The organism is Candidatus Enterococcus murrayae (assembly GCF_017315985.1).
Taxonomy (GTDB): domain Bacteria; phylum Bacillota; class Bacilli; order Lactobacillales; family Enterococcaceae; genus Enterococcus_A; species Enterococcus_A murrayae.
The window spans coordinates 1-16,361 of sequence record NZ_JAFLVR010000025.1 but is presented as its reverse complement, the minus strand read 5'-3'; the positions used below and the strand labels follow the sequence as shown (position 1 = coordinate 16,361).

General features: G+C 39.4%; 9 protein-coding genes. 3 read left to right on the top strand and 6 right to left on the bottom strand.

Features of this window, described 5'->3' with window-relative positions; translation table 11 throughout:
- Nucleotides 1-15: 15 nt before the first annotated feature.
- Entirely contained in the window at nucleotides 16-1,209 is a 1,194-nt protein-coding gene (locus JZO85_RS11190) for a glycine C-acetyltransferase (protein WP_207108613.1), read from the bottom strand.
- A gap of 801 nt (nucleotides 1,210-2,010) precedes the next feature.
- Between JZO85_RS11190 and JZO85_RS11185 the strand changes: the two genes are divergently transcribed.
- Complete coding sequence (locus JZO85_RS11185) at nucleotides 2,011-3,060, top strand: DUF2922 family protein (protein WP_207108612.1); 1,050 nt, start codon at nucleotides 2,011-2,013, stop codon at nucleotides 3,058-3,060.
- 105 nt (nucleotides 3,061-3,165) lie between these two features.
- Here the strand turns inward: JZO85_RS11185 and JZO85_RS11180 are convergent, their stop codons facing one another.
- Together JZO85_RS11180 and JZO85_RS11175 are read right to left on the bottom strand one after the other, a co-directional pair.
- A complete protein-coding gene (locus tag JZO85_RS11180) occupies nucleotides 3,166-6,633 on the bottom strand; it encodes a MucBP domain-containing protein (protein WP_207108611.1) in 3,468 nt (1,155 codons plus the stop codon).
- Nucleotides 6,634-7,149: 516 nt separating this feature from the next.
- Nucleotides 7,150-8,076: an aldo/keto reductase gene (locus tag JZO85_RS11175; protein ID WP_207108610.1), complete on the bottom strand. Its 927-nt coding sequence runs from the start codon at nucleotides 8,074-8,076 to the stop codon at nucleotides 7,150-7,152.
- Between the two features lie 169 nt (nucleotides 8,077-8,245).
- On the opposite strand from JZO85_RS11175, the gene mafR reads away from it, so the two are divergent.
- Nucleotides 8,246-9,694: a global transcriptional activator MafR gene (mafR, locus tag JZO85_RS11170; RefSeq protein ID WP_207108609.1), complete on the top strand. Its 1,449-nt coding sequence runs from the start codon at nucleotides 8,246-8,248 to the stop codon at nucleotides 9,692-9,694.
- Nucleotides 9,695-9,703: 9 nt separating this feature from the next.
- On the opposite strand, the gene JZO85_RS11165 is transcribed toward mafR, so the two are convergent.
- From JZO85_RS11165 to JZO85_RS11160, 3 genes are all read right to left on the bottom strand, one after another.
- Nucleotides 9,704-12,256, bottom strand: coding sequence for an HAD-IC family P-type ATPase (locus JZO85_RS11165; RefSeq protein WP_207108608.1), 2,553 nt, complete (start codon nucleotides 12,254-12,256; stop codon nucleotides 9,704-9,706).
- Between the two features lie 155 nt (nucleotides 12,257-12,411).
- Complete coding sequence (locus tag JZO85_RS23325) at nucleotides 12,412-12,540, bottom strand: hypothetical protein (protein ID WP_010747051.1); 129 nt, start codon at nucleotides 12,538-12,540, stop codon at nucleotides 12,412-12,414.
- Between the two features lie 1,462 nt (nucleotides 12,541-14,002).
- A complete protein-coding gene (locus JZO85_RS11160) occupies nucleotides 14,003-14,104 on the bottom strand; it encodes a putative holin-like toxin (RefSeq protein ID WP_242550334.1) in 102 nt (33 codons plus the stop codon).
- Between the two features lie 637 nt (nucleotides 14,105-14,741).
- On the opposite strand from JZO85_RS11160, the gene JZO85_RS11155 reads away from it, so the two are divergent.
- Nucleotides 14,742-16,271 carry an AcpB/EbpR/MafR family transcriptional regulator gene (locus JZO85_RS11155; protein WP_207108607.1) on the top strand — a complete coding sequence of 510 codons (1,530 nt, stop codon included), beginning with the start codon at nucleotides 14,742-14,744 and terminating at the stop codon, nucleotides 16,269-16,271.
- Nucleotides 16,272-16,361: the final 90 nt, after the last annotated feature.

Genomic DNA, 16,361 nt, shown 5'->3' with positions numbered 1-16,361 from the left:
TCTTAATTTGATTTTTTATTTGATGATTCCTAGCTCTTTACCTACTTTTTCGTACACCTTGATTGCATCATCCAGCATTTCTTTAGTGTGACCTGCGTTTGGCATGTTCCGAACGCGGCCTGTTCCTAATGGCACTGTTGGGTAAACGATTGGTTTCACGTAAACACCGTTTTCCAACAATTTCTTAGAAAATTCTTGGGCTAATTTTTCATCACCGACAATAACGGGAGTGATCGGTGTTTCTGATTTTCCAATATCGTAACCAATCCGTTTTAATTCTGATTTGAAGTAATTAGCATTGTCCCAAAGCGTATCGACATATTCAGGATGCTCTTCAATCAAATCGATTGCTTTGATACATGCGCCTGCTGCTCCTGGTGTTAAGGATGTCGAAAATAGGAACGGACGAGCTTGTGATTTCAACCAAGTGATCAATTGTTTTGTTCCGGCTACGTAGCCGCCCACAACGCCGATTCCTTTAGATAAGGTCCCCATTTGAAAATCGATATGGTCCTGCATGTTAAAATGTTTGACTGTGCCGTGCCCTTGACCCATAACGCCAGTTCCGTGAGCATCATCCACATAAGTGATAACATTGTATTTTTCACAAATTTCAACGATTTCTGGAATCTTCGCTACGTCGCCGTCCATTGAAAAGACCCCGTCAGTAATATACATGACTTTGTTGTATTCGCCGCTTTCAGTTGCTGCTTTTGCTTTAGCTTCTAAGTCTTCCATATCTTGGTGGTTAACGCGGATGATCTTCGCACCAGATAACCGGCAGCCATCAATGATTGACGCATGGTTCAATTCATCTGATAAAATCGCATCGCCTTTTTTCATAACTGCTGAAATAGCACCCATATTGCAGTTAAAGCCTGATTGGAAAGCGATCGCCGCTTCTGTTCCTTTGAATTCAGCGATTTTTTCTTCTAATTTTTGGTGAATGTCTAAAGTTCCGTTGATCGTCCGAACCGCTCCTGCACCTGCACCATAATGCTTCGTTGCTTCCACATCCGCATCGATCAGCTCAGGGCGAGTAGCAAATCCTAGATAGTTGTTAGAGGCAAGGTTGATCATTTTCTGATCATTAACTGTAATGATTGGACCATTGCTTCCTTCTAACACATCGATTGTATTGAACAATCCTTTTTCTTTTAGATCTTCCAAGTTCGTTTCAAGAAATTGGTCAAGAACTTTTGAACTCATAACGATTCTCCTCCATATTGATTATTGCGCAATTAAATATTGTTATTTTTTATCTTTTAAAAAGTAACCAGCTTGTCTATTTGTTTGCGCTTTCCTTCTTTACACCCTTAGTCTAGCGGCGTTTGATAACGTTTACAACTTTAATACTCGACAATTCTTTGAATTATAATAGAAGTTAGAATCTTTCTAATCAATTTTATTTAATAATCAATTATTTAGTTTTTGAATCGAGAATCTCTGACTACTCATTCCATCAAATCCAACGTGTTCTTTTTCACAATAAAACAAATGACAAATAGAAATGATTTCAAAAACCTTTATATGACGATTTTAATTTTCGGTTTTCGGAAAGATACTTTTCTCACAAACAAGGCCGTGTATTTTTATAAAAAACGAATAGTATGACTTTTTTATCCCTAGTCCTGTTTCTAATCATATCCAAATAAAACGTGTAACCATTTTCATATAAAACCGAGATTTTAGATTTTTTGAGCGATTTTGTCAAAAATAAGAGGAAATTTCGTAAAAAAAAAGACGTGAAGTGATCCATAAAAAAATAGGCTCTGAATAAAGTCGATTTTTCCTTTACACAGAATTCCTCAGCGAAATCACTAAAATAAGGTGTTATTTTCAAGGGTATCAGCGAGTTCCCTTCACTAATCATTACTAGATAGGAAGCTTTCCAACAAAATACTTTATTTTTTTTTACAAAATTGAGTTCGTATTTTGAGCCACTTAGCGGTAAGATAATTTTGTGGATTACTAGAAAACGTATACATTGCTGATGAGGAGCGATTAGACATGCAAAAAAATAGACAGACTAAACCATTGACCGAGCGCCAGATTTTTACGATGAAGCGTGACACCCTAGAGCAGAGATTGATCAGCTATTTCGACTATTCTCAAAATAGTTCCGCTATCATTGAGTACGCCATTGCGATCATGGTAAGAAACTCATTGATTCTAAGCGACTATTCGTTCATGGCTCAGTCTTTAATTCGTGAATTGTTTCTGACCGCTGCACCTAGCGATGTAATGCGTAGATACTGCCTTTATTTTGAGAACTACTTTGAAGACGGGAAGGAATGGCAGAAAGTAAAGGAGCGCTTGTTTAAGAATCAAGCGGAATTTCAACAATTTACCGAGGAAGCTCGTTTATATAGGAAGCTTTTGGACACCCCTGGCGCTGGCGAACGTAAGAATCCGGACCTTACGCTTCGTTGGGTATCCATATTTGAAGATGCTGCGGGTAAAAAGCATCGAATGACATTGCGGGATGCAGATGAAACAAAGACAAAAGCAGAGGTGTCGAAGATTTTAGAAATTCTGACTACTTTGAGTATTTTCAAAAAGGCGGATGGTGTGAGACGTTTTGTCAATTTTGTCAAAATTAACCGCCCTGGAACAATAGAGACTCTTGAAGAAGAGGAACTGGAGCAAGAGCTGCAGGAGGAGTCTGTCCAAATTATAGATACTTTTTCACCTAAGCCCATAGAAATCGTTGTTCCAACCGGTATTACCCCCAGTGATTTAAGCGAAACAGAAGTATTGGCTCTAGTTCAAGTGGCTCATCCAGATGTAGTCAGTTTGGAAAATGCCTCAGTTGTATGGATAGATGAAGTGTCGGAAAATCCTGATTCCAGTAGACAGCCGTCCTCTATAAATGAACCTATACAAAGAAATTCTCACGGCCACGAATCAACTGCAAATGCTAATGAACAGCGTACAGCGGAATCTGCCACTCCCCCGCCGACAGTCAAAAAGAAGAAAAAGAAACAGCCTCGGACGAATAAGCAGCTGTATCGTTCGAACCTGATCGCTGATTGGTTAAATAGGAATACAAAAAAATGACGTGTTGAATAGAAACAAGTCTTCTTTGATATGCCAAACTCAGCAGCTGATAAGAAATAGTAAAAACTGCTGAATAGAGAATCTCTTCTCCACTCAGCAGCTGTCTTATTCGTTTACTCTTCTTTTTAAGAGAGTCATTCCAATATAACCGGTTAACCCTAGACCGATCAGAGTCAGAACAAGCGAGCTTGTTCGTTCTTCCCCTGTGGCTGGTAATTTTTTTGCAGTGGCTTGCTGCCGACCAGTGTTTGGCAATGCTCTCGTTGTTACGTATGTCGTTGCCCCTGTATTGCTTTGGCCGCCGCCATCATTTGCACCGCCATCTCCTGATCCCTCAGCGGGTGTAGCCTTTAGGTAGACATAGGTGATCGTCTGCTCTTCTGCCTGATAGGTTCCTTGGGCATTTTTCGGTGTTTCCTTAACCTTCCAACCATCAATGGCTTTGGCAGTTGTTTCGTATTTTTCATCAATAACGCCGATCTTTTGTTCAGCAGGTGCTAGCTCTTTTCCTGCTTCGTCAACGTATTGAACCTTGATTGAGCTTTTATTCGTATAAATATAAGTGACGATTTGCGGAGCTAGGTCATATTTTCCAGCCGCATTGCCAGTGGTTTCTTTCAAGCGATAGCCTTTGAATGCTTTCGCTTCAGTCTGGTACTCTGCGCCAATTTGACCGCTTAGCGTCAGCGGTTTAGCTAATGATTTGCCCTCATCGCTCAAGTAATTGACAATAACCATCCCTGCTTGCTTCTTGTAGATAACAGTAATAACCTGTTCAGCTTTTGTATATCTAGCCCCTGTATCCATAGCCAAACCTTTGATTTCCTTCAATTGAAAACCAGCAATGTCCTTATTCAGCTTTTCAAGCGGTAACGGTGTTCCTATCGGCTGTTCATCCGTATAATTTTCAGCCAGCTCATTTCCTGCTTCGTCGTGATAACGAATGGTCACTTTGCCTTTTATAGCTTCATAGACGTACGTAACCTTCGTAATACCATCAACATATTTTCCTGCTTCACTACCTTTCACTTCTTTGAGTTTATAGCCGTCAATCTCTTTTGGCGTAGTAGTATACTCTTCACCGATCTCAGCAAGGGTCACGTCACTATTTAAAAGTGGATGACCAGCTTCATCTTGATATTCTACAATCAGAACCCCTTTTTCTACTCCGGTTCCCTTCTTCGCATAGATTACCGTCACTTCCTGGTTTTGAAGCGTATACTTTCCACTAATACTTCCGACAATCCCTTTCACTGTATAGTCATCAAAAGGCTTCACTTCAGCTGTATAGATCGCATCCACATCACCTGTCAGCTCAACATCCGGACACAATGGATTTTGCTCCTCGTCCTGATAATGAACGATGACCTTCCCTTGCTCCGCTGGATTTTTCGTATAAACATAGATTACTTGGGTAATCCCAGACACATATTTACCAGCTGACGCCCCTTTTATTTCTTTAAATGTATAACCGTCGATATTCTTTTGCGTGGTAGTATAATCATTGCCGATCTCTCCCATTGACATCTCATTGCCAGCCAATGGTTTCCCTGACTCATCTTGATATTGAACAAGCACGGTTCCTTTTTCTTTGACAGCTTTCGTATAAATCAATGTAATTTCCTTAGGCTCGTCACTAAAGATACCCGTGATAGAATCGCCCTCTTTGACTCCAGAAAAAACGTAATCATCAATTTGCTTGATCTGTGCATGATAAGACGTTCCCAAGTCGCCAGTCAAGGTTTCATCAGGACTGATCTGAACCAGCTGTTTGTTTTCATCGTAGGTCATATAATGCACGATCACAGGCTCAGATTTTTTCCAAATCGCGTAAAGTGTCTCGTTACCTTTCGGAATTGTGAGCGATTGTCCTGCAGCAAGGTTGGCATCAGGGTCTTTCGCATCCTTATCTTTTGACCACCCGGCAAATTGATAGCCGTCACGTGTTGCTTTTAAATCTGCGCCAGCTGGAATCGTTTGATTCAAGTCTTTATAGCCAACTTGATAATATGCTTCTGGTTGTGTTCCTTCATAATAAACAATGCCTTCATATTTCGGCAGTTCTGTTCCCAAGTCAAAAATTCCGCCGTTACTATCATACTTGATCCAATCGATTTCGACAGAACCTATATCAGCTTTTGCTGTCCGCGGCAACCCTCGCTGGTCTTCATTTACCGCTCGTAAGTTTTCTACCTGATCGTCCGCTAATTTTTCTGGCGCGATCGGCACTGTCGGTAGAATGATCGCATCACTTGACGTACCTGCTTTGATTTTATTGTAGTTATCAACTAATCCAACGGGGACTGAGCCAAAAACGTCCGCCATTGTTACTGTAGTAGCCGTTCCATTATCGTAACCAAGATTTGATTCAAGGTTTCCTGTTCCATCAACCTTGCCATCTGCAATATTGCTCTTGGTGGCTGAGCGTGCTTTATTTCCTGCAAATAAATTATTGGCATAGCGTCCCGCAGAATAATTCAAGCCATAGCCGGAGCTGCCAATGGCCCCACCATCATAGACTGCTGTATTTTCAACAAAGCTATTATTAATATAATCAACCGCTGCTCTTCTTCCTTCAGTTATACCGCCATTGGCATAAATCTGGATCGCTCCGCCATTATTTGCTGAAAGATCCTGTCCTAGAGCTTTATTCTGATAGAACGTATTGTTCACAAATGTAGCAGCACTTGAAATGTTGTCATTCGTTTGAATCAAAATTGCTCCGCCATCATCTCCAGCGATGTTGCCGACAAATGAATTCCCGTCAAACAAAATGTCGGTTCCGTTGACTGTGTTGAAAAACGCAATGGCTCCGCCATCTGCTAATTTGGCTTTACCGCCTCCTGAAACATTTTCGACCGATTTGTTTCCTGCAAAATAATTATTCTTGAAGGTGAATTTTGCTGAGGCACTCGGTTGGAAGAAGTAAATCGCACCACCCTCACCACCGACATTTCCAGTTCCTGCCTGAAGTGTTTCATTGGCAATAAATTTAGTATTATAGGTTTTAAAATTCGCTGAATAGCCTTTACAAGCGATTGCGCCGCCTGAATAGCCTGAAGCATTGTTTACATTATTCGAAAATGTACAACTTTTTAATGTAGTATTTCCGCTAGTGTAAAAGGCGCTGCCGTCGTCGTATCCGCGAAAATTATTGACTACTGTATTCTCTAAAATAAACTCGCCCTTGTAGCCAGAGACTGATAATGCTCGAGCATTATTACCCAGTCCTTGCAAATTAAAGTTTTTCAGCGTTAGTGCAGAGCTCGCCGTCCCACTCCCTGCTCCATATGAAAATAATTGCTTCCCCGTAGTCGATTGGAGCGTCACACCCCCACCATCGATTTCAACCTGATAGGGCGACTCTGCTAATGCAATTGTTGCACCGATATCTGTCGGGAATGATCCTCCCAAAAGCACTGTTCTGTTTTCAGGCGCATTTTTAACTGCATCCTGGAGCCCAACGATTGTATCGACGGTTATCTCATCCGCCGAAACTGTTTGACCCGCTGCTCCCAACAAAAAAATACTCATAGCGAAGCCAATTAAAAAAATCCATTTATTCTTCTTCATTTTTAGATCCCCTTTATCTTCATTTATCGTTTCATCAATCAATAAAAAACTTCAGTTATTTTTAAAGGTCTCTCTCCATTTCAAAGTCTTAATTAACTAAAAAATATCAGTTCCATAACTGTTACCAGATTAATTTGAAACTATCTATAATTACAAAAGTCTAATAAAAGACTAATAATCATTATTTAGATTGAACAAACAGATTATTTTTGATTTATTTATAATCATTGTAATTTATTCACAGAATAACTGCAACTGTTTTTTTATAGAAAAAAATTCAATAGAATTAAAAAACGTTTTTTATTTAAAATAACTTCTTCAATACTGAATTAAATAGATTATAAATAACTGTTCAAAAAATATTTTTTTACTTATCAGGAAACTTTTTTTGTAAAAATTAATTACATAAGAAATATTTACAGAAAAAGCCCCCTTCAGAAATGGTTAAACCTTTCTGAAGGGAGCTCCAACTTTATGATTAAATTTTTTGGTGTACAAACAGTAGCTGCTGCTTACTTATGGTAAATCATTTCCTGCTGCGAAGTATACATCGTACCATTCTTGTTTCGTTAATGTCACATCGCCGCCTGCAGCACTTTCCTTAATTCGTGTTGGATTCATTGTACCTAAGATCACTTGCATGTTCGCTGGATGACGCAAAATCCAAGCAGTCGCGATCGCGTTTTTATTGGTTTCATATTTTTTCGCTAATTTATCTAACAACTCATTTAGCTCTGGGAACTTGTCATTGTCAACAAAGACGCCCTCAAAGAAGCCATATTGGAATGGCGACCAGGCCTGGATCGTTACCCCTTTACGACGAGAGAATTCTAACACACCGCCATCATGATCGAACGAACGCGTATCAGTCATATTTGTGTGCATCCCATAATCGATCATCCCTGTATGCATGATCGAAAATTGCAATTGATTGATCAATAATTTTTGATCAACATAGGATTGCAATAATTGAAATTGTTCCGGATTAAAATTCGATACACCAAAGTGGCGAACTTTTCCGCTTGCCTGCAGGAGATCAAAGGCTTCCGCGATTTCTTCCGGCTCCATCAATGGATCAGGACGATGCAATAGATAGCTATCCAAATAGTCGATTCCCATGCGGTCTAAAATCCCATCCACAGAATCTAGTAAATGTTGTTTCGAAAAATCATAACGCTTGTCATCCCCAGTGACGATGCCGCCTTTTGATTGAATAAAGAATTTGTCTCGAGAGATGTTGGCCTCTTTCAAAGCCGCACCGAAAATTAATTCTGATTTTCCATCACCGTACATATCCGCTGAATCGATAAAGTTGATATCACTTTCTAAAGCCGTTTCTAAAACTGCTGCTGCTTTTGATGACGTTAGCGCTGACATTCGCATGATCCCTAAAGCAATCGCCGAAGTTTCCCAATAGCTGCTGCCGATTTTTCGTTGTAACATTGTGTTCATCCTCTCTGATAAAACATTTTTTCTTACCTATAGAAGTATAGACTATTTCCTTCATAAAAAAAATCCCCAGCACTTAGAATCATCTCTGCTGATTGAGCTGGTTGTCGCTTGACCCAGCTGCTCTTTCTTCGTATGCTTGTCATTAAAGGAGGGTTCCTATATGTACTCGATGCTGAAAAAAATCATTACTGAAAAAGATATATATCGTCAGATTTTACTTTTGGAACAGCTTCTTAATCATTCACAGCTAACAGCCAAGGAGCTAGCAGAAAAAATCGGCACGACAGAACGAACCATTTTTTCTGATTTGCAGCTGATTCGCGGTTACCTGCCGGAACATTGGGAATTGGACTCTGATAAAAGCGGCATTCGCTTGATTTCGATCGAAAATTCGCTGACCAACGATATTTGGGAAACGTTTCTGCCGCAATCTGTCAGTCTGCAGCTGATCAAGCAATTGTTTTTTACAAAGGATTTAGCTGTTCAGCGTTTTCTTGATGAGACGGGTGTCTCTTATGAAACACTCAAACGACAACGTACAAAAATCAATCGTCAGCTGCAGCCTTTTAATATCAAAATTCATTTAACTTCATCACGCGCCTATTTAAGTGGCGAAGAAAGTGCCATCCGAATTTTTTATCATCGGCTGCTGCTGCCCTTCACCCATAATAATTACTTCTTTGAAGATTACTCGATCCACGAAGAGCATTATCTTCGTTTCTTGACGAAAGAGCTGACAGAGGTCTTATCTGTGGATACTGAACAGATTTTTGGCATTTGCTGGTTTTTTATCAACAGTATCCGAATCAAAGCGGGCTGTCCGATCGATGATTTCCATTTTGATGCAGCAGATCCTTTGTTTACTCTTTACGCGCCGCTTTTGAAATCCCTATACGAAAAAGAAGGGGTGTATCTGCAAGACGAGGAAATCTTCTTTGCCTTTTTCTGCTTTTTGGAAAGCTGGAATTATAATAATCCTTTAGGGAAGCAGGTTTCAGACGTACTGGCTGAGGGTTATCCGCTGCTGCGGGAAAAAGCACAGCAAACCGTTCAAGCAATCGCTGATGAGCTCCACCTACAGGCATTGCTTCAGTCAAATTTACCAACAAATTTATTGCTGCTGCTATTAAAATATGCCGAGTCGCCTGCACTATCAAAGCAATTTCAGCTAGAATATCAAGAGCTGCTAGTTCAAAGAAATGAATCATACGCTATTTTGACTGAAAAAAGTATAGCGCTTTTTAATAGTCTGCCGCAGTTTTCTGCCATCGGTGATACTACCTATTTCGTTAATCTCTTTTCCCTTTTAAGCCAACAGGCGATTTTTTCGATCCGGCCGCATCGAAAAACGATCTTCTTTATTTTTCAGAGCGAACCGGCCTGGAAAGCCTTCCTTCAACAAGAGCTGGCTGACCTTTTAGGCAAACGCGTCAACTTGGTCTCCCTCGAGGTTTCTCAACTGCAGGAAGAGATTCTTCAAACAGGGGATTTGATCCTTTCCAATATTCCGTTAGATTCGGTGTCTCTTCCAGTCGTTTACTTATCAACTATTCCAACAAAAAATGAGCTCAGTCAATTGACCGAACTCACTTCTCATTCGTACCTTTAGTCGAAGCGGCTAGTCCTTTTGGTAATGACTAGCTGCTTTTTCTTTTCTCTGAACGACTCCTTTGCTAACCCACTTCTCGATTTCAACCACTAAGAACAGCAAGAGTGCATTGCCAATGATTACTATTTGTTGCGTTAAGCTAAGCGCTGTCGTTCCGATCAGCTGCTGGCCTAACGGTAGAAAAACAACTGCAAGTTGAAGCAGGAAGAGGATTGCTAGTGAAATGAATAGAAATTTATTTTCGAAGAAGCGACGATTGATCGCTGGATCGAGCATCTCGCGACAATTGATCATGTATACAGCCTGTCCTAAAACGATGCTCTGTAACAGAATCGTTTGCTGCAGGGCTGCTCCTTCAAATTGCATGGACAAGAAGTACGCCGGAATCATAATCAGCAAGGAAACATATAGAATTCTAAAGAAGCTGTAGCCTGACAGAATCCCCATCTTCGTATCTCTCGGCGGACGAGTCATCGTGTCACCACTCGCCTTTTCAAACCCTAGCGCATAGGATAATGTGATTGTCGTTACCATGTTAACCCATAAAATTTGAATCGGCGTTAAAGGCAGTGGTCGATTCATCAGCAAAGCAAGTATGACGATCAGTCCCTGTGCTAATGCCGTTGGTAAAAAGAAATTAATCGTCTTTTGCAGATTATCAAAAATTCTCCGACCTTCCTTAACAGCTTTCACGATCGTGTAAAAATTATCGTCAGCTAACACCATATCCGCTGCTTGTTTGCTTACCTCGCTGCCTTTTATCCCCATCGCGATACCAATATCGGCCTGTTTTAAAGCAGGCGCATCGTTCACCCCGTCACCGGTCATCCCTACAACTTCTTCTTTCTTCTGCAACGCAGTCACAATCCTAAGCTTATGATCCGGAGTTGTCCGAGCAAAGACGTCCACTTTGCGAACTGCTTCGGCCAATGCGTCATCAGACATTCCATCAATATCAGCACCCTCTAATAGTTTAGCTGTATGCTTCAAACCGATTTGCTCACTGATCGCCTGTGCGGTTGCTTTATGATCACCAGTGATCATCTTAACTGATATCCCAGCCTGTTGCGCCTGTTCAACCGCTCGAATGGCACTCTCTTTGGGCGGATCAATGATCCCAGCTAAACCAGCAAATGTTAGTCCTGATAACGACTCATGGGTTAATTCGGTTGAAGAGACCTTTTTATAACCGAAGCCGAGTACACGCTGCCCCTTGCTGGCTAATTCTAAGCCGCGCTTCTCCCAGTGGGTCTTTGCTTCATTCGTTAAATCTGCTTTTTCCAATAATACCTCCGGAGCCCCTTTAACAAAAATCACTCGTCCCTCACCCTCATCATGCATTGTCGCCATGTATTTATAGCTCGAGCTGAAGGGGATTTTCGCCAGTACTGGTTTTAATTGCTGCTTTTCTTCCGCTATGTACTTCAATAGCGCAAGCTCAGTCGGATTGCCGTGAATCTCTTCGATTTTCTGATCATCTTTTGTCTTTAACTCCTGACAGTTATTCATGATCTCTTTGACTACCGACAATTCTTCCGTCATGACTTCCTGTACTGTCATCTCATTTTTCGTAAGCGTTCCTGTTTTGTCAGAACAGATTACCGTCATTGAGCCCAGCGTTTCTACAGCCGGCATCCCTTTGATGATGGCATTCTCATCCGCCATTTCTTTGACACCCATTGAAAGGATCATCGTTAAGACGGCTGGCAGTCCCTCCGGAATCATTGCGACGATCAATGCGATACTCGCAGAAAACATCAGACTCCAATCCATCCCATATCTGAAGCTTGTAAAGAAGAGTAAAAATACGATCAGAGCCAAAATACCTCTAAAAATCTGTTTGTTCAGCTGATGCATTTTTTTGACTAACGGCGTCGTTTGTCCTTGGATTGATTGCAGGGCATGATTGATTTTACCGATCTCTGTTGCATCACCCGTTTCAACCACTATTCCTCTGGCTGATCCTGTTTGTACGAGTGTGCCGGAAAACGCCATGTTTAACTGATCACCGGCCAACGCCTCTTGTGAGATCCGCTCAACCTGCTTTTCAACAGCTTCTGATTCACCTGTCAAAATCGATTCCTCCACTGTTAAATCATGGACTTCGATCAGACGTAAATCTGCCGGAATGACATCGCCTGCTTTGAGGAGCACGACATCTCCCCGGACCAGTTCCTCTGAAGCCAGCTTGAGCGGCTGACCTTCATTTAGGACCGTTGCCTCTTGTCCCATCATTTGCTTTAAGCCATCTAATGATTCTTCCGCCTTGCGTTCTTGCCAGTACCCAACAAACCCATTGATGATCACCACTAAGAAAATAATTCCACCCTCAGCGATTTCTCCTGTCCCAAATTTCAAGAGAGCAGCAACGATCAAAACAATCATCAATAAATCGGTAAAATGCTTCGCAATTTTCCGCCATAGCTTGACCTGCTCCTTCTCCTCCATTTTGTTCGGTCCATTATTTTTCAAACGAGCTTCCCGTTCTTGTTTCGTTAATCCAGCTATTTGTGATTCGACTTTATGTAAAACATCTTCATTTGATAATTGATACCACTTCATATCCGTTCCTCCATTTCATTCATTTGATACCTTAAGTATACGGATATCTAACCATTCCTAAGGTCGATAATTTCATAGAGGACTGAAATAATTGTGCTTAGCGCATTAAAAAAGCCTCACTCCAAAATCTGAAGTAAGGCTGCTTAATAATTAAATTAGTGTAAAAAGTTTTGCAGATCATCGCCATATTCGTCGATCTTCTTCGTTGTCAAAATTGTTCCCGCTACTAAAACTCCGCCTACAATAAGGGTACTGGCAACCATAAACTTAAATAGTGATTTCATGCGATTCTCCTCCTACGATTTTGGATGAATAAGAAAAGCAGCAGCTAGATCATCCACTTCACTTATTTCTATAGATTAACCATAGCACAAGTGATTGAATGTATCTCCTAATATGCTTACACTGGCATTTTCACCTTTTAGTAAACAAAAACCCCACTCAAACGAGCGGGGTTGATCAGTCATTATTTGCTTAATGAATCTTTCGCTTGGTCAGATGGATTTTCGGCTTAATTAAAAGTGAATATATCTCAAAAAGACTAATCTATCAGTATGTTAATGGGGGCTGATATATCTATCACTCAATCAGAATCAATTAACTCTGCTACATTCTCTGTAACAATTTCAAAAAGTACGTAGCTTTTGTCTGTAACAAAAAATGGGGCACATAGGAAAATAAATTAACTGTAGAATAAATAGAAGTTCACTCCATATACTTAACCAGAAGAAATTCTTGTCCAAACTGTTTCATAAAATTGGAAATTCATCCAAGTTTCTTATCTTTCTAATTCGATAGTATGAAAAAACATGAAGAATACGCCTTACTGAAGCAACACGAAAGACTTCGGCAATTTTCGTATTTATAAAGAATTATTGAATATGAAATATTAGTATAAATTAGTTTCTAATCCAATAAGTTCAACTTATGAATAACTACAAATTTTTGAAGTCGTTTCACCTTCTCTGAACATAAGTTTTTGACACTGTTATAAGTCAAATGTGTCACGAAATGGTAAGAGGATCAGTAATTTTTAAGTTTCTGACCTCTTTTTACTATTCCATATATTTAATCTTTATTTGTCTCTTTTACCAATTATTTTTTCAAACAAGAAATACAATGCGAATGCACCAGTAAAAAATAAGAAACTATTTATCCATTCGTGAGTAAAAAAAAGCAGTTAAGGAGAACTACCGGGAAATAGATCAAATTCAAGTTTATTGAAAATTTTGCCCCAGAACCATAATGATCACGACGTGCATTCTCTCCCATCCAGCCCTTCTTCGATCAAACACTGATATTCACAAGCATTATTTTAAACAATTTCTGCTTTGCTTTTTTTAGTTCAGCAGTGATGGGAATCTCCAAAGTCAATACATCTAAAAAGACCCAAGCCAAAGGTAACACCTATATATATTGTTACAAATACTATTGATACTGCATCCTAAACGTGTACCCAAAAATAACAACCGCAGCCGTTTCGAAATCGACTAAATAAGGTATACCATAAACAGACAAGAACTGTACAACAGGGGCAGGGGAGAGTGATAAATTTATTTTCTACCAAAATATAATCGATACAAAATGTCAGGCTAGAAAATGGCTCTTGTCCGTGATATACTGAATACGTAAAAAGGAGCTACGCTCGACACGTAACTCCCTAAAAAAGTAGCCCGTTTAAGACGGTGGCTTCGATTTATATAAGTTTTATAAACTCGTCATCTCTCGCCAAAGATTATGACGGGTTTATTTTTTGTTGTTTTTGCTAAGTGTCACCATCAAGGCAACCAATGCAATAAGCAACGTCCCGAATTGGAACATCATACTCATTGCTTCAGCAACAGACAAAAATGCTACTCCTTCCTGAGAAGTGAGAAGATACCCATAGGCACCACCTCCTAGTAGCCACCGCCATAAACTTACTACTTTGCAAGTATATCATAAATGTATTCTTCACTCTTAGACAAAATTATCAGGTTGCATTTATATAACGTATTCCTTCTATCTATAATAAATGTAACTAAAACACTCTCAGAGAATCATTATGTTGCGTTCAAAACGCATGAAATAAAAACCGACCAGAAGAAAAACGAGCTTTCCCTAGAGCCGCAAGGGATAGAGCTATTTTAGCGAATGTCACACAATCAGTTTGTGTTACATTCGCTAAATCTCAATTCTCTACTTTTTGAACATAGATTTTGAAACGACTTACTGGACACAAAAAGAATTGATAACCGTAAATAAATAGCAATAAAAGAAAATGTACAGAAAAGGGTCATTTTCTGGACACACAAAACAACTTTTATTAATTATTTCCCTTCCATTAGAAATCAAATTCTGACATCATTTCAGTTTCGAATTTATTCTCCATAATCATTCAGAAGTAATACTCTAATCCTAACAAGCTTTAAAAGGTGAAATTTTTATTATTTATGATATTATATGTCCAAGTTAAATAAGGGTTGTTTTTTATTGGAGGCGTACCATGATTAACTTAGACATGTTTTGGGGCAGTGAAGCGGCGAAAGAAATCCAGCTCCTTCAACTCCTTTATAAGAATCGTCAATTTATGAAAGTCGAGGAACTATCTGTTCTTTTAGGTATGGATCGGCGTTCCATTTATAAATATTTTGATTTGTTGCAGAAGTATCCTTCTGTAGAAAATAAGGCATCAAACGACTTACTGATCTATCGTCGTGGACAAGGGTATAAATTTACAGGTACGAAGAAAGACTTCAAAATAATGTACCAACAAATTATTCAAGCGAACGCCTTTTACAAATTTTTAGAATCATTGTTATGGACAAACAAAGTGACCATTTCTACCTTTGCGTATGAGAATTTTATTTCTGAATCCATTGTTCAAAAGAGATTTTATGATCTGAATCTTCTCTTGCAAAATGTTGGTTTATCCATAAAAAAGAAGGGTGACAGTGTTCAACTATATGGCGACGAGGCTAAAATTCGTTTCTTTTCAGTCGCTTTTTTTTGGAAAACCTACCATGGCTCTTATTGGCCCTTCCCCTCTATTTCACAAGAACAATGTGAAACGATTGCTGCTAATATTTTTTCTAAAAACAGGATTGCCTATAATGATATTGGCTTAAAACTCACTAGCTATGTTCTCGCAGTAAACCTTTTACGTGTGAGAAATGGTTGTTCGATCGATCCAAGCAAAATTAGTGCGATTAACCATTCCTCCTCTTTCGATCACGGTCTCCTTTCCATTATTTCAGGTATGGAGAGCTCATTGAATGCTACAATAGTAGAGGAACTACGTTTAAACTCTCATTTAAGGGGACCAGAAATTAAATTTTTACTTCTTTGGTTCTATTCAAACGCTAATTTTTACTTCTTAAACAATGAAGTTGTGGACTATTTAAACATACACAATGGAGATCACAATCACTTACTACAGTATTTACACTATCTTGACGAAATACTGGCAGAGAAAGACTCTCGGTACGATAAGGAGGCTATTCCAGCTGACAAGAAACAGCTACTTTTAAGCACTTTGTTGGCAGGCCATTTGTCGGTAGAATTGTTCGGTAATACTAGCTTTACAGTCACTGGGTACGAAATAGAAGCCTACATTAAGAAAAAAGTACCTAAACTACTAGAGCGGGCGATTAAAGTGGTCACTCAATCTAAAATTTATACAAACGATCCAGATAGACTGGAAGGCTTAGCCCTTCAATTCACTATAGCGGTTATGCTCATTGAATCCCCCTCAAATTTTGCGCACAAGATTAGAATTAAGGTCGAAACAGACCTTCCTAAAGCTTTAGAATTATTTATAGCTAACCGAATTAATGATGTGTTCAAAAATTTTTACAACTTAGAAATAAGCAATAAGCTTTCTTATCAAGACGCAGACTTCTGCATAAGCACCAATTATCTATCAGAGACAGATAACTCCATTGATACCTTGCTTATAGATGCCCAAGTGACCGCTTTAGATATAATAACTATCCATAATAAAATCACTCAAATAGTAGACATGAAAGAATCCTAACGAGTTTCTTCTATAATAAATGCCATTACTACAGATCAACTTTCAGACTACCTTGCTTTCCGAGATATAAAGTAAGCGTCATATACCAAG